27 protein-coding genes and 1 tRNA gene are annotated in these 23,396 nt (G+C 58.9%); 10 read left to right on the top strand and 18 right to left on the bottom strand.

Annotated features, from left to right (window positions below; translation table 11 throughout):
• Positions 1-29 precede the first annotated feature (29 nt).
• The 6 genes from rlmB to WH7805_RS01760 all read right to left on the bottom strand — a co-directional run bounded on the left by rlmB (position 30) and on the right by WH7805_RS01760 (position 4,970).
• The gene (gene rlmB / locus WH7805_RS01785; protein ID WP_038004253.1) at positions 30-1,415 is read right to left on the bottom strand and encodes a 23S rRNA (guanosine(2251)-2'-O)-methyltransferase RlmB; all 1,386 of its coding nucleotides are present in this window, start codon (positions 1,413-1,415) and stop codon (positions 30-32) included.
• 11 nt (positions 1,416-1,426) lie between these two features.
• Positions 1,427-1,837 carry a ribonuclease III domain-containing protein gene (locus tag WH7805_RS01780; RefSeq protein WP_006041219.1) on the bottom strand — a complete coding sequence of 137 codons (411 nt, stop codon included), beginning with the start codon at positions 1,835-1,837 and terminating at the stop codon, positions 1,427-1,429.
• Positions 1,834-2,223, bottom strand: a complete 390-nt coding sequence (locus WH7805_RS01775) for an STAS domain-containing protein (protein ID WP_006041218.1) — start codon at positions 2,221-2,223, stop codon at positions 1,834-1,836. The genes WH7805_RS01780 and WH7805_RS01775 overlap by 4 nt, the downstream gene beginning before the upstream one ends.
• A gap of 40 nt (positions 2,224-2,263) precedes the next feature.
• Positions 2,264-3,406 carry a glutamine-hydrolyzing carbamoyl-phosphate synthase small subunit gene (carA, locus tag WH7805_RS01770; RefSeq protein ID WP_038004900.1) on the bottom strand — a complete coding sequence of 381 codons (1,143 nt, stop codon included), beginning with the start codon at positions 3,404-3,406 and terminating at the stop codon, positions 2,264-2,266.
• 37 nt (positions 3,407-3,443) lie between these two features.
• The gene (gene trpD / locus WH7805_RS01765) at positions 3,444-4,490 is read right to left on the bottom strand and encodes an anthranilate phosphoribosyltransferase (RefSeq protein ID WP_006041216.1); all 1,047 of its coding nucleotides are present in this window, start codon (positions 4,488-4,490) and stop codon (positions 3,444-3,446) included.
• Between the two features lie 150 nt (positions 4,491-4,640).
• On the bottom strand, positions 4,641-4,970 hold the full coding sequence (locus tag WH7805_RS01760; RefSeq protein ID WP_038004898.1) for a DUF3288 family protein: 330 nt from the start codon (positions 4,968-4,970) through the stop codon (positions 4,641-4,643).
• Positions 4,971-5,030: 60 nt separating this feature from the next.
• On the opposite strand from WH7805_RS01760, the gene WH7805_RS01755 reads away from it, so the two are divergent.
• The 6 genes from WH7805_RS01755 (at position 5,031) to WH7805_RS01730 (ending at position 8,484) form a co-directional block, all read left to right on the top strand.
• Positions 5,031-6,782: an ABC transporter ATP-binding protein gene (locus WH7805_RS01755; RefSeq protein ID WP_006041214.1), complete on the top strand. Its 1,752-nt coding sequence runs from the start codon at positions 5,031-5,033 to the stop codon at positions 6,780-6,782.
• 72 nt (positions 6,783-6,854) lie between these two features.
• Positions 6,855-7,112, top strand: coding sequence for a hypothetical protein (locus WH7805_RS01750; protein WP_006041213.1), 258 nt, complete (start codon positions 6,855-6,857; stop codon positions 7,110-7,112).
• A 24-nt stretch (positions 7,113-7,136) separates the two neighbouring features.
• A complete protein-coding gene (msrA, locus tag WH7805_RS01745) occupies positions 7,137-7,859 on the top strand; it encodes a peptide-methionine (S)-S-oxide reductase MsrA (protein ID WP_006041212.1) in 723 nt (240 codons plus the stop codon).
• Positions 7,856-8,035 carry a hypothetical protein gene (locus WH7805_RS01740; protein WP_006041211.1) on the top strand — a complete coding sequence of 60 codons (180 nt, stop codon included), beginning with the start codon at positions 7,856-7,858 and terminating at the stop codon, positions 8,033-8,035. Before msrA ends, WH7805_RS01740 begins: the two co-directional genes overlap by 4 nt.
• Positions 8,036-8,048: 13 nt before the next feature.
• Positions 8,049-8,396, top strand: coding sequence for a hypothetical protein (locus WH7805_RS01735; RefSeq protein ID WP_006041210.1), 348 nt, complete (start codon positions 8,049-8,051; stop codon positions 8,394-8,396).
• 14 nt (positions 8,397-8,410) lie between these two features.
• A tRNA-Pro gene (locus tag WH7805_RS01730) sits at positions 8,411-8,484 on the top strand.
• Positions 8,485-8,697: 213 nt separating this feature from the next.
• Here WH7805_RS01730 and WH7805_RS14260 read toward each other — a convergent pair.
• From WH7805_RS14260 to WH7805_RS01705, 5 genes are all read right to left on the bottom strand, one after another.
• Positions 8,698-9,021 (bottom strand): hypothetical protein, encoded by a 324-nt coding sequence (locus WH7805_RS14260; RefSeq protein WP_156783579.1) that lies wholly within the window; start codon positions 9,019-9,021, stop codon positions 8,698-8,700.
• A gap of 99 nt (positions 9,022-9,120) precedes the next feature.
• Entirely contained in the window at positions 9,121-9,753 is a 633-nt protein-coding gene (locus WH7805_RS01720) for a Crp/Fnr family transcriptional regulator (protein ID WP_006041208.1), read from the bottom strand.
• A gap of 171 nt (positions 9,754-9,924) precedes the next feature.
• A complete protein-coding gene (gene pstS, locus WH7805_RS01715) occupies positions 9,925-10,905 on the bottom strand; it encodes a phosphate ABC transporter substrate-binding protein PstS (RefSeq protein ID WP_006041207.1) in 981 nt (326 codons plus the stop codon).
• Between the two features lie 91 nt (positions 10,906-10,996).
• On the bottom strand, positions 10,997-11,302 hold the full coding sequence (locus WH7805_RS14880) for a hypothetical protein (protein ID WP_038004248.1): 306 nt from the start codon (positions 11,300-11,302) through the stop codon (positions 10,997-10,999).
• A 71-nt stretch (positions 11,303-11,373) separates the two neighbouring features.
• Positions 11,374-12,192 (bottom strand): 3'-5' exonuclease, encoded by an 819-nt coding sequence (locus WH7805_RS01705; protein ID WP_006041205.1) that lies wholly within the window; start codon positions 12,190-12,192, stop codon positions 11,374-11,376.
• Between the two features lie 83 nt (positions 12,193-12,275).
• Here WH7805_RS01705 and WH7805_RS01700 point away from each other — a divergent pair, with 83 nt between their 5' ends.
• Positions 12,276-12,734, top strand: coding sequence for a peroxiredoxin (locus tag WH7805_RS01700; protein ID WP_006041204.1), 459 nt, complete (start codon positions 12,276-12,278; stop codon positions 12,732-12,734).
• Positions 12,731-13,456 carry a DUF1350 family protein gene (locus tag WH7805_RS01695; protein ID WP_038004245.1) on the top strand — a complete coding sequence of 242 codons (726 nt, stop codon included), beginning with the start codon at positions 12,731-12,733 and terminating at the stop codon, positions 13,454-13,456. The genes WH7805_RS01700 and WH7805_RS01695 overlap by 4 nt, the downstream gene beginning before the upstream one ends.
• Positions 13,457-13,458: 2 nt before the next feature.
• Here WH7805_RS01695 and acs read toward each other — a convergent pair whose 3' ends face one another.
• Entirely contained in the window at positions 13,459-15,429 is a 1,971-nt protein-coding gene (acs, locus tag WH7805_RS01690) for an acetate--CoA ligase (RefSeq protein WP_006041202.1), read from the bottom strand.
• Between the two features lie 151 nt (positions 15,430-15,580).
• On the opposite strand from acs, the gene WH7805_RS01685 reads away from it, so the two are divergent.
• On the top strand, positions 15,581-16,273 hold the full coding sequence (locus WH7805_RS01685; RefSeq protein WP_006041201.1) for an HAD family phosphatase: 693 nt from the start codon (positions 15,581-15,583) through the stop codon (positions 16,271-16,273).
• Here the strand turns inward: WH7805_RS01685 and sds are convergent.
• From sds to WH7805_RS01660, 5 genes are read right to left on the bottom strand one after another with little or no spacing between them, the layout of a single operon-like run.
• A complete protein-coding gene (sds, locus tag WH7805_RS01680; RefSeq protein ID WP_006041200.1) occupies positions 16,267-17,238 on the bottom strand; it encodes a solanesyl diphosphate synthase in 972 nt (323 codons plus the stop codon). The two genes, WH7805_RS01685 and sds, sit on opposite strands and share 7 nt — an antisense overlap.
• A 22-nt stretch (positions 17,239-17,260) precedes the next feature.
• Positions 17,261-18,067 (bottom strand): glutamate racemase, encoded by an 807-nt coding sequence (gene murI, locus WH7805_RS01675; protein WP_006041198.1) that lies wholly within the window; start codon positions 18,065-18,067, stop codon positions 17,261-17,263.
• Positions 18,064-19,155: an N-acetylmuramoyl-L-alanine amidase gene (locus WH7805_RS01670; protein WP_006041197.1), complete on the bottom strand. Its 1,092-nt coding sequence runs from the start codon at positions 19,153-19,155 to the stop codon at positions 18,064-18,066. Before WH7805_RS01670 ends, murI begins: the two co-directional genes overlap by 4 nt.
• Positions 19,156-19,163: 8 nt before the next feature.
• Entirely contained in the window at positions 19,164-19,985 is an 822-nt protein-coding gene (locus tag WH7805_RS01665; protein ID WP_006041196.1) for a carbon-nitrogen hydrolase family protein, read from the bottom strand.
• Positions 19,986-20,021: 36 nt separating this feature from the next.
• Positions 20,022-20,762 (bottom strand): 2-phosphosulfolactate phosphatase family protein, encoded by a 741-nt coding sequence (locus tag WH7805_RS01660; RefSeq protein WP_038004243.1) that lies wholly within the window; start codon positions 20,760-20,762, stop codon positions 20,022-20,024.
• A 64-nt stretch (positions 20,763-20,826) separates the two neighbouring features.
• Here WH7805_RS01660 and WH7805_RS01655 point away from each other — a divergent pair, with 64 nt between their 5' ends.
• Positions 20,827-22,386, top strand: a complete 1,560-nt coding sequence (locus tag WH7805_RS01655; RefSeq protein ID WP_006041193.1) for a UbiD family decarboxylase — start codon at positions 20,827-20,829, stop codon at positions 22,384-22,386.
• Here the strand turns inward: WH7805_RS01655 and WH7805_RS01650 are convergent.
• Positions 22,361-23,362, bottom strand: a complete 1,002-nt coding sequence (locus tag WH7805_RS01650; protein ID WP_006041192.1) for an extracellular solute-binding protein — start codon at positions 23,360-23,362, stop codon at positions 22,361-22,363. The genes WH7805_RS01655 and WH7805_RS01650 overlap by 26 nt on opposite strands.
• Positions 23,363-23,396: the final 34 nt, after the last annotated feature.

Raw genomic sequence — 23,396 nt, 5'->3', positions numbered from 1 at the left:
ATTGTGCCTTGATTTAGCACGCTCGGCTTTCAAAGTTCGACACTTCCATCGAAACTGGGTGTTGGAATCTCGGTCGAGCGTTCAAGCTGAAGATCCAGCACTGTTTCGTGAGGCTTCACGACGCTGCGGGTCTTCGGTGCCGCTGGCAATCTTGGGCGCACGATCTGCGGCGAAGGGTTCTGACCACGCAGGCCTTTCATCCAGCCACGACGGGCCACCTCGTAGAGGCAAAGAGCGGTGGCAACCGACGCATTGAGACTCGGAGTGATGCCTCTGAGGGGAATGCGGATCAAGTGATCGCAATGGCGGCGCGTCAACATCGACAGTCCCTGGTCCTCCGAACCGGTCACCACCACCAATGGACCATCAAGGTCGACTTCTTCCAGCGTCTGGTCACCCTCCTCAGCCAGGCCCACCACCCGATACCCGGCATCTTTGAGAGTTTCCAACGAACGGTTGAGATTCACCACTCTCGCAACCGGGAGGTGTTCGAGGGCACCAGCTGCCACTTTGGCCACAGATCCTGTCAATCCAGCGCTTCGGCGTTGGGGAAGCACAACGCCATGAGCGCCGAGAGCTTCCGCAGAGCGGACGATGGCGCCCAGATTATGAGGATCGGTCAGACCATCCAGTGCCAGCAGCAGGGGGGCTTCTTGGAGTGCGGCACAGCCCTCGATGAGATCGGAAAGATCAAGGGTCTCAGCAGCAGCGGTCTGCAGGGCGATGCCTTGGTGGACAGCCCCTCCGGTCATCTGGGCCAGCCGGGCCCAGGTCACCTCCTCCACCAGAACACCTGAGGCTTTGGCGTCTCGAAGGAGCTGCATGAAACGCGGTGCACTCCGCATCTCACTGGTGCACCAGATCCGGTGAATGGGGCGACCGGCTTCCAGAGCTGCCTGGGTGGCATGACGGCCCCAGAGAAGATCATCAGCAACGGAATCTGCGGAGTGGGACTTGGCCTCGCCCCGGGGCTTCTCATCAAAACGACGGTCTTGGCGGTCTGATCGCAGCGATCGACTGTCTTGCGAACGGCTTCCCCTGGCTTCACCATCACGGGACCGCAGAGGCACCTCACGATTGCGTTCAGAGAGGCGACGCTCAGAGCTGCGTTGATCCCGACGCCCGCGTGCTGCAACGTCCACAGATCGGACGCCAGCTCTACTGACTGATCGCGCGTAATCACTAGACCCACCTCTGGCGGGGACGCGTCGCTTGGTATCGCCACTCCGCTCGACTCGCCAAGGAGACTCCCTTCGCTCGTCGCTGCCATCACGGCGATCACGGCGATCACGGCCCGGTCCTCGTTCATCCATCCGAGCCGAACTTCCGCGAGGACCTCCTCTGGACGGACGACCTCCCCCGGGATCTCCACCGCGTGGGGGACGGGACGGGCGGCGTTCAAAACGGGAGCTCATGGGATCGATGGTTATGACAGGGCTGATTCGGTCTCCTCAAGGCGATCCAGAAGCTGGGCAAGCCGCGTCGGATTGTGAAGATAGAGCCAGCCAACCATTGTCTCAAATCCTGTGGCCTTCCCATAGGCAGCGGGGTCGCCACCGCGCGGCCCCCTCCCGGCGCGGTTGCGGCCGCGACGGACCAGATCGCTTTCAAACTCAGTCAGCATGGGCCGAAGTCGCTCCAAGGCGAGAGCTTGCGCATCCGCCCGGACCTCGGCGACAACCGACCGGTGCAGATCAGACGCCCGTCCTGGACGTCGGCAATGGCGAAGTCGTTGATGCAGTTCCCAGACGGCATCACCGAGCCAGGCAAGCTGGAGGGGACCAAGATCAACGGATTGCGAAGGCAGAGCCTGCTGAATCCGGACCCAGTCGCTCAAGCGGCCAGCTGGGTGAAAGCCGACTCCAGATCGTTCACGAGGTGAAGGAACGCCTCAAGCCTGACCAGTTTCACAGTCTGGCTGACGCGAGCATTACCCACCACCACAAAGCTGCGTTTGGAGTCGTTGCACTGTTTGGCGAGTTGCACCAGAGCGCCCAAACCGGATGAATCAAGAAAGTCGATCTTGCTCAAATCGAGAACCGTTGAGGAAGCATTGGCCTTGAGCACATCAGCCACGTAGCTGAGGAACTGCTTCTCGGAGAAGGCATCCAGCTGTCCGGTGAAGTGAAAAACCAGACACCCACCCTTCTGTTCGAATCCGCCGCGTAGCGAAACCGTCAGTCGCTGGAGTTCAGTGATGGGAACAGACCCCCCTGGATGCATCGTGCGAAGTGTAGGGATCAACACCGGAACAGACCACGGTTCAGCGGCGATCCGACATCAGTGTCACGAATCGGGAAAAATGATGATCCGCATCATGGGGTCCAGGACTGGCTTCTGGGTGGTACTGAACACTGAAGACCGGCTGATGACGATGGGCAATCGCCGCAACTGTGCGGTCGTTGAGATTCAGATGAGTGATCTCCACCTTGTCCTGGGGAAGGCTTGAGGCATCCAGAGCGAAGCCATGGTTCTGGCTGGTGATCTCCACCTGACCGGATGTACCGCAGGGATGGTTGAGTCCGCGATGGCCGTACCCGAGCTTGAACGTCTCACCACCGAGCGCCAAGCCGAGAATCTGATGACCGAGGCAGATTCCAAACAAAGGCAGGGCTTGATGCTCAAGAAGGCCACGGGCCAGATCGATGCCATGGGTCACGGCCGCGGGGTCACCGGGCCCGTTGGACAGGAAGACCCCCTCCGGCTCATGGGCGAGCACGGTGTTCAAATCCACCGAGGCCGGGACCACCGTGACAGCGCAACCATGACTCACAAGGCGGTCGAGGATGGCCCGTTTGATCCCGAAATCAATCGCCACGACGCGATAAGGCCGTTCAGATCGGCTGGATTGCAGACGACGGTCGAACGCAACGCTGCAGGGCTTTTCCCAGGTGTAGGGGGTCTGCGTTGTCACCCGATCAGCAAGATTGAGCCCCTCCATTGAAGGAGCAGCACGAAGCTCCTCCCTCAGATCGGCTGGAGAACGTCCGGAGGAACTGATGATTCCATTCATCGCTCCTGTTTCACGCAGGTGGCGCACCAGGGCACGCGTGTCGATCCCCTGAATACCAACGACACCTTGCTGTTCCAGCCAGGCCTGCAGGCTCTGAGTGGATCGCCAGCTGCTGGAGACCGGAGAGAGCTGACGGGCGATCAACCCACGCACGTGGGCATGGTCTGCCTCCTGATCGTGATCATTCACACCGGTGTTGCCCAGCTCGGGATAGGTGAATGTGACCAGCTGTCCGGAATAGCTGGGATCCGTCATCACTTCCTGATAACCGGTCATCCCCGTGTTGAAGACCACCTCACCCACGGCACTGCCAACCGCTCCACAGGCCAGACCTTGAAACACGGTTCCATCAGCGAGCATCAGCATCGCCGGGTTCACGGATGAGGCTGTCATCATTGTTGAACCGATCCCTTCAGCAAGTCGGACACGTTCATTCTTCCTTGGCGGGGGTCAGGGCATCGCGAAGTTGTTCAAGACGACGCCAAGGGGAGCCCTGGGCAAGGGCATCGAGAGCCTGCTGGGCAGCGCGGCTGAGATCGGACTCAACACCCGCGACCCAGAGCACAAGCGCCGCATTGAACGCCACCACCTCATTCTGGGCCTGACTGCCGCGTCCCTTTAGCAGTTCCTCAAGAATGGTCTGATTGCAGAGCAGATCACCACCACGCAGGTCGTCGAGCGGTGTCTGCTGCAGACCCAGATCCTCTGGAGCAATCCATTCGGAGCGCACATGGCCGTTTTCCAGAATGCGCACAGGATTGGGACCGGCCAGGGAGGCTTCGTCCAAACCACCGGATCCGTGAACCACCACAGCCCGGTCCTGCCCCAACGAACGCAGAGCCTCAGCCATCGGGTCAAGCAGGTCATCGGTCGCAACGCCGAGCACCTGGCCATCGGGCCGCAGGGGATTCACGAGAGGACCAAGCAGGTTGAAAACCGTTCGCACGCCGAGGCTCTTGCGCAGAGGAGCGAGATTCACCAGTGCGGGATGCCAGGCAGGTGCGAACAAAAAGGTCACCCCGGTGGCTGGCAAGGCCTTCACCACTTGGTCAGCAGGAGCCTTGAGATGAAGACCCAACCCTTCGAGAACATCGGCAGAACCGACCTTGCCGCTGGCACTTCGGTTTCCGTGTTTCGCCACCGTGGCTCCGCAGGCGGCAGCTGTGAACGCCACGGCCGTGGAAATGTTGAAGGTGTCAGCACCATCGCCTCCGGTGCCGCAGGTATCGACCATGCGCAGGGATGGTCTGTCACAGGGAAGAGGACTGGCCTGGCGCAGCACGGCCGCCATGGCTCCCAGTTCGGTTCCGTCCACCCCCCTAGAGCGAAAGGCTGCGAGGAAGGCGCCGGTCTGAACGGGTGTCAGTGCTTCGGCAAGCCAGGCCTCCATCAACTCTGTCGCTTCGGCATGACCAAACACACCGCCGTCAAGCAGATGATCCAGGCGCTTGGACCAGGGATTAGGCAAAGAAACCATGAGGCAGAGCCTTCAAAACTTCAAACGATGAGCAGTGAACAGAAAAAAACCCGGGTGCAAAAGCACGCCGGGCCGGATGATGGGGATGTTTCTACTATTACTCAGGATTGAATTTGTGACCAGTTCTGCTGGCGTCTGCTCGTCGCAGCGTCACGGGCTGTCGGATTGCTGAGCATCGAATCCGGATCCCACATCCTCTGCACCCGATTGACCAGGACGGAAGCCTGAGGACCAGAGTTTGCGAGCTCGGCTGTTGAGTTCATCACGAGTGATCGCCCAGAAGGTCAGGACCCGATCGAGATCGTTGCGAAGGGAAGCGGCGCCTGGAAACATCTCGTACCGCGTGAAAAGCCGAGCCAGATCTGTGATGTCTTGAGGACCAGGGCGTTCACAGGCCAGGAGGCGATCCACCGTGTCGCGATCAATTGCTTCCAGAGGATGGTTCTGATCATCGGAATCGGAATTGGACACACCTGGCATGCGGATCGCTGCAGCCTGCCTCATGCCACTGCCTAAGTTGTTGCTTGTTCAGGATCTCCGATGGCCGCCTTCCGCCTCGATCTGATCGGCCGCTATCTGAAACCCCACCGTCGAACGGTGATTCTGGGTGCCATCGCGCTGGTGGTGGTGAACATTCTCAGTGTCACCATCCCACTGGAAGTACGTCGCGTGGTTGACGACCTTCAGAGCGACTTTGCGCTGTCGGATGTGCTGACCCAGGCCGGCTGGATCGTTCTGCTGGCGAGCTCGATGGCCGTGGTGCGGCTGTACTCCCGACAACTCGTCTTCGGGGTGGGAAGGCAGGTGGAAGTGGAGCTGCGCCAGAAGCTCTTTGACCAGATGTTGCAACAGGAGCCCGGTTGGGTTCAGAAGACCGGCAGCGGTGAGGTCATCAGCAGGGCCACGAGTGATGTGGAGAACGTTCGCCGGCTGCTTGGTTTCGCAGTGCTCAGCCTTACAAACACGGCCCTGGCGTATGCCTTCACCTTGCCGGCGATGCTGGCGATCGACCCGGGGCTCACCGTTGCTGCCATTGCTCTGTACCCCGTGATGCTGGGGTCCGTTCGTCTTTTCGGGCGGCGGATGATGCATCAGCAGCGACGACAGCAGGAGGCCCTGGCTGGGCTGAGCGAACTGATTCAGGAGGACCTTTCGGGCATCGCCGCCATCAAGATCTACAACCAGGAGGATCAGGAACTGGATGCATTCAGTTCCAGGAATCGTCGCTATCGAGATTCCGCCATCCAACTGGCCAAAACTCGCAGCACATTGTTTCCTCTGCTCGAGGGGATTTCCTCGATGTCCCTCCTCCTGCTTCTGGCTCTCGGCAGTGGCCAGCTGCAACAGGGCACCCTGTCAATCGGAGGACTCGTGGCGCTGATCCTTTACGTGGAAAGGCTCGTGTTCCCGACCGCTCTGCTGGGCTTCACCTTGAACACCTTTCAGACGGGTCAGGTGAGTCTGGAACGAGTGGAGGAACTGCTGTCGCGCAGACCCCTGATCCGCGACAGTCGCCATCCCATCACTCTTCAACAACCAGTGCGCGGCGAACTTGAGGCCCGCAACCTGCACATTCGTTACGAGGACAGCGCAAAGGACACGTTGAACGGACTCAGCTTCAGCATCAGCGCAGGAGAACTCGTGGCTGTCGTAGGGCCAGTTGGATGTGGCAAGACCACCCTGGCGAGAGCTCTGGGCCGAATGGTGGATGTGCCGGCAGGAGAACTTTTTCTCGATGGCCAAGACGTGACCAGGCTTCGCCTCGACGATCTACGCGCTCAGATCGCTCTGGTTCCCCAGGAGGGCTATCTCTTCACGAACACGTTGGCGGACAATCTCCGCTACGGGGACCCTCAGGCGTCCTTGGACAGGGTGGAATCCGCTGCAGAACAGGCGCGATTACTCGGTGATGTGAAGGGTTTCCCTGACGGCATGAATACGCTCGTCGGCGAACGGGGAATCACTCTCAGCGGCGGCCAGCGTCAGCGCACGGCCCTCGGCCGGGCCTTGCTGATGCGATGTCCTGTTCTGGTGCTGGATGACGCCCTGGCCAGCGTGGACAACAACACGGCCGCAGAGATCCTCACGTCGGTGCGACGTCAGACCCAGCGAACCGTGGTGATGATCAGCCATCAGCTCTCTGCCGCTGCCGCGTGCGATCGCATCCTCGTGCTGGAGGAGGGCCGTCTCGTTCAGGAAGGTCATCACAACCAATTGATCAAGGAACAAGGCCTCTACCGCAGTCTCTGGGAGAGGGAACAGGCCGAAGAACGACTGGAATCGGTGGCCTGACGCAAAGCTTGCGCAATGAACGGCGGACAAAGCTCCCGACCTCGGCTTAGCTGAGTTCACTGCCCTGGAATCATGACGTCAGGCACCGAAACCCCATTTCACGTTCGCTGTACCCTCACGTTTGGTGATATCTACGGCCAAATCCTGGCCTGGATGGCTGTGATCTTTGTGAGCCTCGCCTCAGGCTTAGCGCTCATGGGGTCGTCCAGACCGCTCTTTGCCTTGGTGGGTGTGGGGCTGATTCTCGTTCTAAGCCTTCCATTCCTGCTCTTCGCCTTTGTCACGACCCTGTTGAATCACATCCGCCTGGATCCAGGGACAACGACCTAATTTGGAACCTGAAACGTCGTTGCCATGCTCCCCAACTGGTTGACAGGTTCCACAGGGACTCGTGAGCAGGGCGACGGAGTTGAGCGCCACGTCGTGCTCGGGTCGCCGCTTAAAGCTCCTCTGATGGAGGATCAGGAAGAGATCATTTTCGGTTGTGGCTGTTTCTGGGGCGCCGAAAAAGGGTTCTGGAGACTTCCTGGTGTGATTTCAACCTCCGTTGGATACGCCGGCGGAGAGACGGATCATCCGAGCTATGACCAGGTTTGCAGCGGACGCACAGGACATACAGAAGTGGTGCGCGTGGTGTGGAGCTCACCCGCCATCGATGTGAGTGATCTGCTCAAGCTCTTCTGGGAATGTCATGACCCAACCCAGGGAGATCGCCAGGGCAATGACTGCGGCAGCCAGTACCGATCAGCGATCTACACCACGAATGCCCGACAGATCGAACGGGTCCAGGCAAGCCGAGAGTGGTATCAGAACGCTCTGTCGGCGGCAGGCCGCGGTGCAATCACCACGGAGATCGCCGCAGATCGTCCTTACTATTTCGCCGAGTCTTATCACCAGCAGTACCTGGCAAGGCCAGGCAGCAGGCCCTACTGCTCAGCAATGCCGACAGGCGTGACTCTGGGGGCCTTTGAAGGCGCCGAGTACCGATTACCAGCGAAGGTTTGGACGCATTACGACTGGTCGATCAGCCACTGCGTGCTGCGTGGAGACAACAGTCCAATCAACCTGAACCCGTGAACAGATCCCTTCCGGACCGCTGGGTGATCGCCATCTTGGCCGCAACGATGCTCATGGTGTTCGCCCTGGCGTTTTCGCTCCGAGCACCGTCCACGGACAGGCAGCCCTTCCTCTGGCGGGACCCTGGTCCTGGGCTCGATCGCAGTCCTAACCAGACTGGAACCCTCGCGCTCTGACGACTGAAGTCCTGTGTCTAAGCCTCCCAAACCAACAGAGAGGAGACGCCTCCATCCGCTCCCGAAGGGACTGGTTGAGCTCTACGGACTGATTGCCGTGCTGGTGGTGCTGATCCCGGAATGGATCGCTGACGGCACGATCAACCTGGGGGGACGGGGAGCAAGAGCTCCCCTGCCGATGACCTCACGAGCCTGGAGAACCTTGCCGGAATTGCAGCTCGCCTCGATGTCGCTACGGGAGCTGCGTCAACTCTCCCGAGAATTGCGCATCTGGGGGTACACGGGCGAATCAAGAGACAAGCTCAGCGCCCGTCTTCTCGCCCGCATCCGTAGGAGGATCAAAGCCGTGGATGCCTTGTGATAACTTGAATCTGACGGGGCGTAGCGCAGCTTGGTAGCGCACCACTTTGGGGTAGTGGGGGTCGTGGGTTCAAATCCCGCCGCTCCGATTTCACCGTCGAGTTGAAAGCATCGAATCCCTCTGAGGAGGGATTTTTTTATGCTCAAGCGTGGGCCATCCACCTGCAAGCGGGCATCACGCAACCGACGTTGATTGGAGACGTGCGCGGAATTGGCTTTGAGTTCAGTGTGCTGACGTTTCCCTTGACCGGCAGGCATGGCCAAGAACACCCCTCCATCGGTGAACTGGATCACTCCTTGCATCACATCAAACAGGCGAGCATTGGCTGTGATCGTGACCAGTGGCTGAAGAGACGCATAGGGATGCCGACTGACAAAGGGTCGGCTGCTGGCATGACCCCTATGTGATGGGACCGGATCATGGCCGCGATGCAAGGCAATGGGCATTGCGCTCCCGCAGCGGCCCCTGCCGACGCACCCTGCGCAGGAGCAGAAGCGGCAAGCACAGTGACAAGCCAGGGATAATCCCACCCCCTGGCAGCGGAATCAATCAACTGCACCCCGAAGAGTGCAAAGACAAAGGAGAACACCAATCCAGCCAACCAGTCAGTAGCCCTGCTCTGCATGAAGCAGCAACATCAGCAGTGGGAAAGAAGGTCCAGCCACAAACTTGAGCGATCAAATCCGTTCCAGCTAAACCGCTAAGCACTGACAAGCGCGTTGACTTATTTCTTGGGAAGGTGGGTAATCACAAGATGACGCTGGGAATCAATCTTCAGCCAACCCTCATCCTTGAGAAGGCCGATCACTCTGGTCACCGTCACGCGCGTGGTGCTTAAAGCGCTCGCCATCTCCTGATGGGTTAAACGAAGATTCAGGCGCAATCCTTCATCACAGGGCTGACCATAATCCTGGGCAAGCAGTTCCAGAAAGCTCCGAACCCGTTCCTCCACGCGACGCAAACCGAGAAGTGAGAGGAGATATTCAGATTGGCGGTATCGCAGAACAACAGCATCAAGCAGTGCCCTAGCCAACTCCGCCGATTCATGCACCTCTGCAAGGGTCACGCAAAGGAGATCACAATCCGTGAGGGTGACGGCTTCATAGGCCTCCACGGTGCTCAGAGGCTCACCAAACGGCTCATTGGGACCAGCCAGTCCGAGCAGAAGCTCGTCGCCATGAACAGAAACAGCACCCAACTTCACCATGCCTCTCACCACAAGCCAAAGGCTGTTTTTCAGCAGAGGCACCACGCTTCCAGAGGAGAGATGCACAAGGTTGCGCTTCTGAAAACTGTTTTCTAAAAGCTCACGGAAACCTTCTCGACGGCTGGAAACGGACTGAGGAGAAGAGACCATTGTTGAAGCTCTCGATACAACGAAGTGTATGGAGCACAACATCCCTAGCAGGCAAAGGGATGGGGATCAGCGCTTTAAGACTCTCCTAAAAAATCAGAAAGATAAAGGAAACATAAAAAGGAGGGGTTGCCCCCTCCTCGTTCATGCGATCAGTGAAGTTGATTCAGAGAATCAATTACCGATCTTGTTCACAGCAGCCTTGGCCTTGCTGAGGATGCCGCCCTTCAGGGGAACGAAACCGAGGCTGGGAGCCTGGTCCTGAGCCTTGTTGCTCAGCATGAAGTTGAAGGCTTCCTTGATGGCAGCGGTGTTCTTGCCGTTGCCGGTCTTGTAAGCCAGCACCCAGGTGAGGGTGGCGATGGGGTAAGCACCCTTGGCGGTGGGGTTGGGGTTCTTGCCAGCCAGGTTGGAATCCAGCTTGATGCCGTTCAGTGCAGTGGCACCGGCCTTCACAGAAGGCTTGAGGAATTCACCGGACTTGTTCTGCAGGGCTGCAGCCACAACCTTGCCCTTGATGTAGGACTGGTTGACGTAACCGATGGCGCCAACTTTGTTCTGAATGGTGCCAGCGACGCCGGAGTTGCCCTTGGCACCAACAGCGTTCTTACCGGGCCACTTGACGGACTTACCGGTGCCCAGAGTCCACTCGGAGGAGAAGGCCTGCATGGAGTTGGTGAAGGCCTTGGTGGTGCCGGAACCGTCAGAACGGTGCACCCAGGTGATGTTGCCGGGAGCACAGCCAAGCTGCTTCCAATCGGTGATCTTGCCGATCGCCACCTGAACTGCCTGCTTCTGGGTCAGCTTGAGGTTGCAACCAGGCTTGTTGTAACCGAAAGCGATGGTGCCACCCACCATGGGGATCTGCACAACACCACGCTTCACCTTGGCCATGTCCTTGGGCTTCATCGGATCGTCAGAAGCGCCGAAGTTCACGGTCTGGTCGATGAAAGCCTTACGACCGGAACCGGATCCAACCGCCTGATAATTAACCTGAGGACCACCGGCCTTGGCCAGCTCAGCGAACCAGCGCTGATAGATCTTGGCGGGGAATGATGCACCTGCACCGTTCAGACGATCAGCGGCGGATGCGGAAACGCCGGCTCCGAGAGCCAGCAAAGAGGAAACAATGAGAGCCTTCTTGGCGAAGCTCATGAGAAGCCTGGGAGAAATCGGCGTCCTAGGAGTAGCCTTCCAATACGGATTTGGTCGTTAGCAGTAGGTTAAGGGTGATCGCAAAGCCTGTTCAGGGCCGACGAGACTCATCTTTGGTCCAAGACGAGCTGCAAGAACGCGAACGGGTTGCACTCGTTTCAAAGGGGAGACGGGTCGAAACGCTGTAGCGGGTCAGCCAACGGTTCACCCGACTGCGCTGACACGAGGGAACTTCGTTCAGGAGCTGGGAAAGTTCCAAGGCTCCTAATCGTTTGAGCTCCCGTACATCAACATGCCAAAGACTTTCAGCTTCTCGAATCAGACGCGCCCAAGTTCGAACCTGCTGCCAGCGCTGCAGGCGTAAACGAACAGATTGGCGATGCGTCGACGATTTCATGCCATCAGGGTGGCCGAGGCAGCGCAACCATCGGTCAAAAAACCCGTGAGACTTCGGACTGCTGAAGCAAATCAGGATGCCCGTGGCAACGCAGCGTCCACCGGCACCACGGTGAAGGGAAGCTCCCGCTCCTCCCGCTCCGAAAGCCGCCGGGCCCAGGCCCCCTTGACGGGTTCATTCCAGCGGAACCCTGCTTCGCGGGCGAGATGGCGTTGGTCGTAGGACACCTGGGCACGCACAAGTCGACGCGGTTCCAAGGCATGGGTGATCAGCTCCTCCAGGTCGTCGCAGCGCTGAAACACCTCAGCCAAATAAATGCAATCCGTGAGAGCCCGATGCGCTGACCACACAGGAATTCCGTAGGCCAGGGCCAGGTCAATCACCGAAGGCCTGGCTTTCAGATTGCGCGCTTCAGGCCAACGGATGTCTTCAAGGGTGCAAAGCCAGGGACGCTTCGCCTCTGGCAAAGCACCGCGACCGAACCACTGGCGATCAAAGGCTGCGTTGTGAGCCACCAAATAATCCGCGCTCATCATCATTCGCTCAAACCAAGCAAGCCCATCACCCCAAGGCTGCTCAACGCGGCTGACCTCAGCTGGGATTCGATTGATCGACTCAGCAGGATTGCTGTCGACAGGCAACAGACATGACATCTGCGCCAGCACCTGACGATGGGGGACGGAAAACAGAATCGCTCCAACTTCAAGGCACTGATCACGATCGGCATCGAGCCCTGTCGTTTCCGTATCAACAATCAGCAAACGGGACGGTTGCACGTCTGGAGAGGGTTCAGTGATGGACGGCTGCTCGATTGATCGCGAAGCAGAGGAAGGTGATTGAAAACCCTGCAGCAGATCCAATTGACCGGACTCCAGAGCACTGTCAGTCATGGGAAGGGGCCGTGAGATCTCAGCGGATCCATTCTCTCGTCATCAACCCCAGCTTCCTAGGGTGAATCGAGCGCTGAACACCCATGGCTCTGCAGACCGGCGATGTGGCCCCGAGCTTTGCTCTCGAAGACCAAGACGGTCAGATGCGCCGTCTGGATGACGTGAAGGATCGGATTCTTGTGCTGTTCTTCTATCCGAAGGACGACACTCCAGGTTGTACAGCGGAAGCCTGCACGTTCCGGGATCACCACGCCAATCTCACGGCACTGGGAGCAGAAGTCTGGGGAGTGAGCGGGGATGACGCAGTGAGCCACAGGCGTTTCGCTGAACGCTACCAATTGCCGTATCCGCTTTTGAGCGACAAGACTGGAAGCCTGAAAAGGTCATTTGGTGTGCCCAAAACCTTCGGACTCCTCCCCGCAAGGGTGACCTACGTGATTGATCAGAAGGGCGTGATCAAACTCGTTTTCAACAACCTCCTCGATGGACCAGCCCATGTGAAGGAGGCGGAGTCGGTTGTGCGCACTCTGGCCGCAGGGTGAACCGTTGGCAGCGTCGTGAACAGTGTTGGTGTCTGTGGCCGAAGGACTCCGTTCGAGGTCTCGTGGACTTCATTGGTGGCAGTTATCTCGCCACCAGTCCCCAGATCAGCTACCGACGCCTCCTGGAATGGTTGGCGGATGAGGGCTATGCCATTCACGCCTGGAGTTACGTTCCGGGATTCGACCACCAGCTTCAGGCCCGCGAAGGCTGGCAGCAACTGAGGCAGTGCCGCCGGCTCCTAGAGGAGCGGCTGAACAGACCGATCACGCCGATGCGGCTGGGTCACAGTCTCGGTTGCAAACTCCATCTCCTGGCTCCGGATGATGGGCGCGGCTGCAGTGGTCTGGCAGCACTCAGTTTCAACAACTTCACAGCCGAACGGTCCATTCCCCTGCTCGGGACCCTCGCTCCAAAACTCGGTGTGGTCACCGAGTTCAGCCCAGGGCCTGTAGAAACACTCAACATGATCGAGCGTTTCTACAGGCAGGAGCGCAATCTGGTCGTGCGTTTCGGAGACGATGCCCTCGATCAAAGTGACGATCTGATTCAGGCACTCCAGCGCAGACCTGGAGACCAAAGCCGCTTTGTGCAGACCACAGGCGACCACCTCACCCCAGCGAGTGCGGGACTGCGGCAGGGACTTCTCGGCGGCTGGGCGGATGACCAAGGCCGCAGTCGACGCATCCGCCGCTTAGTCGACCTTCTGCTTACCTGGGCCTGAAATCAGGCCCGCAAACGATCCAGCACGGAGCGATCTTCCAGGGTGCTGGTGTCACCTGTCACATCCTCTCCGGCAGCCAGTGCCCTGAGAATCCGGCGCATGATCTTGCCGCTGCGCGTTTTAGGAAGGGCATCGCTGCAGCGGATTTCATCAGGGCGAGCGATCGGACCGATTTCGGTGCCCACATGAGCCCGCAACTCAGCGATCAGGGCGTCATTGGATTCGCGATCGGCCTCAAGGGTGACGAACGCCACGATGCCCTCGCCTTTCAGCTCATCAGGACGACCGACCACAGCGGCCTCCGCCACCGCAGGGTGACTAACCAGGGCTGATTCGATTTCCATGGTGCCAAGGCGATGGCCAGACACGTTGATGACATCGTCCACGCGTCCCATCACCCAGAAGTAACCATCCGCATCCCGTCGAGCACCATCACCGGCGAAGTAGATGTAGCTGCCATCCTCAGGACGGATGTACTCCCAATAGCTCTGGCGGAAGCGCTCCGGATTGCCATGCACCGTTCGCATCATCCCCGGCCAGGGACGACGCACGACCAGATATCCCCCTTCATTGGCCCCCACACTGTTGCCATCGGCGTCCACCACATCGGCCTCGATCCCGGGCAGCGGCAGGGTGGCTGAACCCGGCTTGGTGGGTGTGGCCCCAGGGAGCGGGCTGATCATCACGCCGCCTGTTTCGGTCTGCCACCAGGTGTCGATGATCGGGCAGCGACCACCACCAATCACATCTTGATACCAGATCCAGGCTTCGGGATTGATGGGTTCGCCAACGGTTCCGAGCAGTCGCAAGCTACTCATATCGAACTGGTCAGGCACGGTCCGACCGTTCTTCATGAAGGCCCGGATCGCGGTGGGAGCGGTGTAGAAAATCGTCACCCTGTGCTTCTGGATCAACTCCCAGAAAGCTCCCGGGTTGGAAGGTCGTGGCGCTCCCTCATACATCACCGTGGTGGCCCCATTCGACAGCGGGCCATACACGATGTAGCTGTGACCGGTGATCCAGCCCACATCCGCTGTGCACCAGAACACGTCGTCATCACGGAGATCAAAGATCCACTGAAACGTGAGATGAGCCCAGAGGTTGTAACCCGCCGTGGTGTGCACCACACCTTTGGGTTTGCCGGTGGATCCAGAGGTGTAAAGCACGAAGAGCCGGTCTTCACTCTCCATGGGCTCAGCCGGGCAGTCGCTGGACTGACCATCCACCAGCTCATGCCACCACTGATCACGGCCCTGCACCATGTCCACCGGCTGCTCGGTGCGCTGCACCACCAGCACGGAGGTCACCGATGGACAGGCACCATCAGCGAGAGCAGCATCAACGGCAGGTTTCAGAGAAACGGGCTTGTCCTTGCGAAAGCCACCGTCGGCGGTAATCACAGCTTTGGCCTCACCATCGATCAACCGGTCCCGAAGCGCTTCTGCAGAGAAGCCTCCGAACACCACTGAATGGGGAGCACCGACTCGGGCGCAGGCCAGCATGGCGATGGCCGCTTCCGGAACCATCGGCATGTAGAGGGCCACCAGATCCCCCTTGCCAATGCCCATGGACTTCAGCGCATTGGCTGCCTTGCACACCTCGGCATGCAGTTCTCTGTAAGTGAAACGGCGGACATCGCCGGGTTCCCCTTCCCAGATCAGAGCCGTCTTGTCGGCCGTTTCACCGTGAAGATGCCGGTCAAGACAATTGTGGGAGAGGTTGGTGGTGCCTCCCTGGAACCAGCGAGCGAAGGGAGGGTTGGTCCAGTCGAGCACCTGCTCAAACGGTGTAAACCAATCAAGTTCCTGGCGAGCCGCATTGCCCCAGAACGTTTCCGGATCGTTCCTGGCTGCATCGGCCATGGCTTGATAGGCATCCATGCCACCAATCCGTGCTGACTGAGTGAGCTCAATGGGCGGAGCAAAAACGCGCTGTTCCTTGAGCACGCTTTCGATCGTGGAACCTTCGCTCATCGCCAGCAGCCGCTTGCAGTGTCACCGCAAGGTTATCCAGCGTGCAGCTCCAGAGACAGCGGGTCGTTGCCAAGCGTTGCCAGGTTCCTCTTTCCGTCACTGAATCCCGGAGGCATGGCCTGCAGAATGCTTTGAGGGGGTAGGTGGCACCATGCCAGAGCCGGGGTCCACTCGCGTTCGAACAGTCAGACCTGAGGCATTTCTCTTCGATCTGGACGGCGTCCTCTTGGACACCGAACCTCTGCATGCCATCGCCTGGCGCCAGGCGGCGACGCACTTCGGAACCGATCTCACTGATGGGCAGCTTGCGCAACTGCAGGGCAAGCGCCGGCTGGAGAATTCCCGGCAGGTCTGTTCATGGATCAGTCAACCCATCACTCCAGAGGAGTTGCTCGCGGTGCGTCAACCGATTGCCGCCGACCTGATGGCCTCAGCCCCGGCGATGCCGGGAGCCGAATCCCTCGTGCGGTACATCCACTCCTTGAATCTGCCGATGGCCCTGGTCACCAGCAGTGAGCGAACTTCGATGCAACACAAAATCGGTCACCATTCCTGGGTGAATCTGTTGCAGGTCCAAGTGTGTGGAGACGACAGCGCCCTGAAGGCTGGAAAACCAGCTCCTGATCCTTACAAGCTGGGAGCCTCAAAACTGAATGTGAACCCTCAGGATTGCTGGGCAATCGAAGATTCCGATGCCGGATGCCAATCAGCGGCAGAAGCCGGTTGCAACGTCTGGCGACTCATGCAACCCGTTGAATTCGCGAGGCCGTACAGCCATCAAGCAGTGATCACTATCAAGGCACTCTCCGAATTGGAAACCCAATTACGACGATCCGTTCAGTAGAGACGACTCAACACGAAATCTGGCAGCTCCAGCAATGCCGAACGGGAAGGTGATTCAGGAAGCCAGCTCAGAGCCTCACGGGACTCCTGAGCGAAGCGTTCAGCAAGCTGACGGGTTCGAGCGATCGCATCGGATTGGCGCACAATCCGAAGGGCTTCATCGAGATCACCTTCGTTGCTGAATTCCCTTTCAATCAGCACACCTAAGGAAGGATTCTCTTCAAGCGCATACAGCGCTGGAGCGGTGAGATAACCGCTGGACAAATCACTGGCAGCAGGCTTGCCGAGCTGTTGATCACTTCCTGTGAAATCAAGAATGTCGTCAACCACCTGGAAGGCCAAGCCCAGTTGCCTGCCGTAGTGATACAAGGATTCCAACTGAGGCTCGGTACACCCACTGAGAACTCCGGCCGCCCTGGCACTGTTGGCAATCAGGGAGGCTGTTTTGCAGTAGCTCTTTTCGAGATAGGTCTCAAAGGTCTGACCCGTGTCGTAGCGGAACAGCCCCTGCTTCACCTCTCCATCAGCCAGATCCATGATCACTCGGCTGAGAAGTTTCACCACATCGAGGTTGTCCAGATTGGCCAAGTGCCAGCTGGCCTGTGCGAACAGAAAGTCGCCAGCAAGGACAGCGACGCGATGGTTGAAACGGCTATGGACCGTTTCCACACCTCGGCGAGTCCCAGCCTCATCCACCACATCATCGTGAACCAAGGATGCGGTGTGGATCATTTCAGTGATCTCTGCCAGACGCCGATGCCTGGGGGAGAGCTCACCTTCTGGAGATAAGCCTCGTGACACAAGCAGAACAATTCCTGGCCTCAGCCGTTTGCCACCGGCACTGAACAGATGCTCGGCAGCTGCCTGCAAAATCGGGTGCCCTGCACCGATCAGGCTGCGAAGATCGCTGAGCAGGATCTCAAGATCCGCCTCGACCGGCTGCAACAACTCGGTGACGGTGGCCATGGGTCCTCTCGGTGCCGGGATCCTAGAAGGCATCGACCGGCGACTGCAGAGCAATTTGTTCGACCCGGGGGCGTTGCCCTAGCCAGGGAGTCGCACGGTCGGCGAATCCCTGCGGATCGGACGTCACATAGATATGGGTAGCCCCCAGAGCTAGCGGCTGATCGAGTCCACCCGGCAGCGGCTGCCCAAGGAGAACGTCAAGCTGGCTGGCAACACCGAGAGCCGGATCGATCAGCCGGATCGACTCCGGCAAGAGGTTTGAGAGGAGAGGAAGAAGCAGCGGGTAATGGGTGCAACCGAGCACGATCGATTGCACGGATGCCTCCAGGAGAGGCTGGAGGTAGCGGATCGCTGCTCTGTACAGCTCGTCGCAGTTCAGGTCCCCTGCCTCAATGAGGGGCACAAAGTCCGGACAAGCCTGCTGCACCACAAGCGTTCCAGGGTGAAGAGCTTCGATGCTGTCTCGATAGGCCCCGGATGCAACGGTCGCTGGAGTGGCCAGCACACCCACCCGCGACTCCCGCACCATGGCGGCAGCGGCTCCGATCAGGCCGACCACTGGAACCCCAGCCTTACCCTCAGCCACATCACGGGCAAGAGCATTGGTGGTATTGCAAGCCATCACCACTGTGGTCACCTTCTGGTGACGAAGCCAAGCGACCACTTCGGAGGCAATGACTCGGATCTCGGATGGAGAACGGCTGCCGTAGGGCACCCGGGCCGTGTCTCCGAGATAAATCGTGGGGACTGCGCCATGACGCTCAAGCACACGCCGCAGCACCGTCAGCCCCCCCAGGCCGCTGTCGAACAAACCGAGACGGATGGTCAACGAACCCCTTGCAGATACTCAAGAATGCCTGCTGCGATGGCAAGCGCCAGCCTGCGGCGATGCGATGCCGTAGCCAGACGGGGTGAGTCGATGTTTCCGGTCACGAATCCCGTTTCCACAAGCGCCGCGGGCATGGTGGTTCGTCGGATCACGAAGAACCGGCCGCGACGGACACCTCGGTTTGGGCTGCCTGGCGACACATTGAGCACCTGCTGCTGGATATGAGCCGCAAGACGCGCCGATCGGGGATCAGAGAAGTAGAAAGTCTCGATGCCATTCACATCCGGGCGCGACATGCTGATGGCGTTGGCATGAATGCTGACGAACGCCGTGGCGCCGATGCGATTCGCGAGTGAGACGCGTGGTGGCAGGTCCACATCCACTTCAGCCGTGCGCGTCAGGGTCACTTGGACACCTTTGGCTTCCAGAAGGCGGGCAACCTGCAAGGAGATATCGAGAACGATCTCAGCCTCACGAATTCCGTTGATACCGACCGCACCGGGATCAGGCCCTCCATGCCCTGGATCCACCACAACCCTGTACCGGCCTCTGGCTACTTCAGGCAGGCCTGCAGCATTGACCGGAGTCTGCGTCGGCCGGATACGTACGCCTCCCCATCGCCCAGTGCTGGCGCGGTTGAGATCTCCCTCACCGATCGCGCGCAGACCTTGGGTGGGAAGTCCCTCGAACATCAGCTTCCATCGGTCCGGCGCCGTCCCCACCAACCGCAGATTTCCCGGGTCGAGCGTCACCCCCTGCTGAAACTCGATCACCAACCTGGTAGCGCCAGGCGTTGGCTTGCCAAGGCGGATTTCACGCACAGGCCCCGAACCAAGAATCCGCCTGGGACGACTGAGCTCACCAGGAAAATCAATCCAAACCCGAGGGCCCTGACGGCGATCACCAGCCTCAAAGAACGCGTCCAGACGCGCCCCGGTGGCCGTGCGCAGCTGCAGGACACCATCTCTGCCAAGGGACCATGCCGCTAGGGCACTGGCCGCCCTTGCGGGTAATCCCATCAACCATCCTGTCGACTGCAAAGCAGCGGCGATCAGCAAGGCACTGAAACGGAGAGGCAGCCGTGGCATGAGCAAGCTCAGAACACCGTGGATCGGCGGTGTTGCAGACAGGGCATCTGACTGCGAATACGGGCGAGGTGATCCAGATCGACAGGAGCGACGGCAGCCCCCTGGGACACCCCGGCATCTGCCAGAACGGTTCCCCAAGGATCGATCACCATGGAATGACCATGACTGAAACGACGTCCGACATCGCTCCCCGTCTGAGCCGGAGCCAACACGTAAGCCGTGTTCTCGATCGCGCGGGCCTGAAGCAGCACCTGCCAGTGATCTTTACCCGTGAAAGCCGTAAAGGCAGCTGGAATCATCAGCAACTCGGCGCCAGCGCCGACGAGATGGCGATACAGCTCAGGGAAGCGCACGTCGTAGCAGATGGACACCCCCACCCGACACAGTCCAGGAACATCCACGACTGGAGGCGGTGAGGAACCCGGCATGAAACTGCTGGATTCCCGGTAGGAACTCCCGTCAGGAAGATCCACATCAAACAGGTGGATTTTGTCGTAACTGGCCAGGACCTGACCATCCCGTCCCACCAGCTGAGCTCTCTGCCAGGTGTGAGCACCATCTCCCACCGGAACAGGAAATCCCCCGCCGAGAATCACCACCTGGTAGCGACGCGCCATGGTGATCAGAAACTGGGACGCCTGATCGGCGAGTGCCGGTGCGATCGCCAGACGCTGTTCGGGTTCACCGATGAAGGCGAAATTCTCAGGAAGTCCGATCAGTTCGGCGCCCCGACGGGCCGCCAGATCAATCTGTTCCTCAGCAGCACTGAAGTTGGTCTCTGGATCGGAAGTGCTGGTGAGTTGCACGGCAGCCGCCAGAAAATCACTCACAGATAGGGATGCGATCGAAGCAAATGGTATGGCTGTTCAGACCCGGATGGCCTTCAAGACCCCAGGTTCGGTCTGGGTTGGCACAACATTCAGCTGATCCAGAGCGGCGCAGCAACTGAAATCGGCGTCGTGATTTCCCAGCCGCGTCAGGCGCTGCCCATGGGACGCGATACGCAGACAGGCCTCAGGGTCGTGCTTCCACTGCAACCAGAGGGCGAGGGCGGCCTGCATTTCATCGTTGGATATCTGGGCACCAGAAGCCGCCAACTGCTCGGCCAGCGCTCCTGCCGCCAGGGAATCCTCAAGGGAATACGTGCCCTCCCAACCACTGCCCACCATCCACACCCGCTCCGACTTGTCCCGAAGGAGTCGCTGAGCCACAGCGTCTCGGTTGGGGAGAGCCACCGTCATCACTACAGAAACCTCGCGCACGCGTTGCAGAGCACGCGTGCCATTGGTGGTGCTCATGAACAGACGTTTTCCCTGCACCACCTCAGGAGTCACGGCCACAGGAGAATTACCGAGATCAAATCCCTCGAGCATGCGACCACCCCGCTCTCCAAGAAGCAAGCGGGATTGCTCCGGCCAGTTTTGTGACTGAAGGCGCAGCTGATCCAGATCAGCGAAGGCCTGAACCGCCTCGGCCCCGTTGTGAAGAGCCCAGGCGATGGTGGTGGTGGCGCGCAGCACATCGATCACCACAGCTGCATCGGGCCCATCCGGTGTGCCGATGGCATCGGGAACATCAGCAGCCACTTGGAAATAGGAAACCTGCATGGCCACGCTCTTGATCCGCGTGCGTCACAGTACCGAGACCACCCACCGATGAGGTGTCGTCTTCATGGCTCTGTTCCGCCCAGGCCCCGGCACCCGGGATCTGCGTTCCTTCATTCAACTCTTGGAGGAGCGTGGACAACTGAAGCGGATCCAGGCCCCCGTTGATCCCGATCTTGAACTGGCCGCCATCGCCGATCGCGTTCTGGCCAGTGGCGGACCAGCACTTCTTTTCGAGAACGTCATCGGCTCCTCCATGCCGGTGGCCGTGAATTTGCTCGGAACGGTGGAACGGGTGGTGTGGAGCATGGGCCTGGAGCGGCCGGAGCAACTGGAAGACCTTGGAGAACGGCTGGCCCTGCTGCAACAGCCGCGTCCCCCCAAAGGTCTCGGGGAAACCAAGAAGTTCGCGAGGGTGTTCTGGGATCTGGTGAAGGCGCGCCCCGATCGGGATCTGCTGCCTCCCTGCCGGCAGGAAATCTTCAAGGGTGATGAGGTGGATCTGGGCCAGATCCCACTGATCAGGCCCTGGCCAGGTGACGCCGGTGGCGTGATCACCCTTGGACTTGTGATCACTAAGGACCCGGAAACCGGGGTTCCGAATGTGGGGGTCTATCGACTGCAAAGACAGTCGGTGAACACCATGACGGTGCACTGGCTGAGCGTGCGCGGTGGTGCGCGCCACCTGCGCAAGGCAGCGGCCATGGGCAAAAAACTCGAGGTAGCCGTGGCCATCGGCGTCCATCCTCTGCTGGTGATGGCAGCAGCCACGCCGATTCCCGTGCAACTGAGCGAGTGGCTGTTTGCGGGGATTTACGCCGGCGAAGGGGTGCGGCTCTCACCCTGCAAGACCCTGGATCTGCAGGTCCCAAGCCACAGCGAAGTGGTGCTGGAGGGAACGATCACCCCCGGAGAGGTGCTGCCCGATGGCCCCTTCGGCGATCACATGGGGTTCTATGGCGGCGTCGAAGACTCACCACTGGTGCGCTTCCACTGCATGACCCAGCGCCGCGATCCGATCTTCCTCACAACGTTCAGTGGCCGTCCACCGAAGGAAGAAGCGATGTTGGCGATCGCTCTGAACAGGATCTACACACCGATCCTGAGACAGCAGATTCCAGAGATCAAGGATTTCTTCCTTCCCATGGAAGCCCTCAGCTACAAGCTGGCGGTGATCTCGATTGACAAGGCGTATCCAGGGCAAGCGAAGCGGGCGGCCATGGCCTTCTGGAGTGCGCTGCCCCAGTTCACCTACACCAAATTCGTTGTGGTGATCGACAGCCATTTGAACGTGCGTGATCCCAGGCAGGTTGTGTGGGCCATCGCTGCTCAGGTGGATCCCCAACGCGATCTGTTCGTGCTCGAGAACACGCCATTCGACACCCTTGACTTCGCCAGCGAGCAACTGGGATTAGGTGGACGGATGGCAATCGATGCCACCACCAAGATCGGCCCTGAGAAAAACCATGAGTGGGGGAAGCCCCTGAGCAGACCCGACGATCTCGAACAACGGGTGACAGAAAGGTTGGAAGAACTCGGTTTGGACGACATCGGTAACGAGGACCCGAATCCTGAGTTATTCGGCTATTTGTTGGATCAACTTATTTCCAACCGGACTGAGTCATAAGCTGTATTGCCAGTGGAATGAAAGCACTCAGTTGAGAAATGCTAACGCTATCGGGCGTAAAGTTAGTCATGCCCTTCAGATAAACCGAAGATCCGATTCCTCGGAGAGGAAATTCATACGTCGGCCCGGCGAATTTGGCACTGCCGTTCGGAGATGTTAGGAATTCAATTAGCTGAATCGCTTCCATTCTATTTTTAGCGAAACGCGAAACTGCAGCCGCGCTGATGTTCACGTGGGCAGGCTTGGGCATCACGATCGACACCTTGCGAGCCAGCTGCTGATCTTTGGATCCATTCACTCCCGATAACATGCGGGCCAGATAATAATGATTGACAACACCCACACCACACTTACCTTGAGCAACAGCACGAATAAGGCCAATATCACCAGTAAAGTAGGGCTGTGTGACGTTCGCTGTCACCCCACTCAACCAAACCTTGGTTGAAACCTCACCCTTCAGGGCAAGTTGGTCGGCAACCAAAGATTGATTGTAAACATTTCTGCGATTCCTGAGGCAAAGCTTACCCTTCAAATCTGGGGATGCCAGCTGCGCATAGGTCTGCACCCTGGCCGGATTGACCAACTGTGGATTAACGAGAATCGCACGAACTCTTCGAGTCAAGCCGAACCAGCGATTAGCTGGATCTCGATAACGGGAAGGAACATTTGATTTGAGTACGGTCGATGATATGGGCTGAAATAAACCAGCTGTTGCAGCATTGTTGATGCGAGCAGCGTCCACAAGGATGATCACGTCTGCATTTGTATTGGACTTTTCACGCTTGAGCCGTTCAACAAGCGAGATCCCCGATGCCTCAATCAAACGAACATTAATACCCGTTTGCTCAGAAAAGTCCTTATAACTCTGCCTGTCTGCATTGTAATGACGCCCAGAATAAACACGAACTTCCCGAGCATGAACCGAGAACTGCGTAAAAGTGATTGATGCAAAAAGAGCGGCAGCAATACACTTCATAGAACAAAAAAAACCTGCACTATCGTGACATCGT

It is taken from the genome of Synechococcus sp. WH 7805, assembly GCF_000153285.1.
Taxonomy (GTDB): domain Bacteria; phylum Cyanobacteriota; class Cyanobacteriia; order PCC-6307; family Cyanobiaceae; genus Synechococcus_C.
Note: the sequence above shows the minus strand (reverse complement) of the source record. Positions and strands in the feature narration are given on the sequence as shown.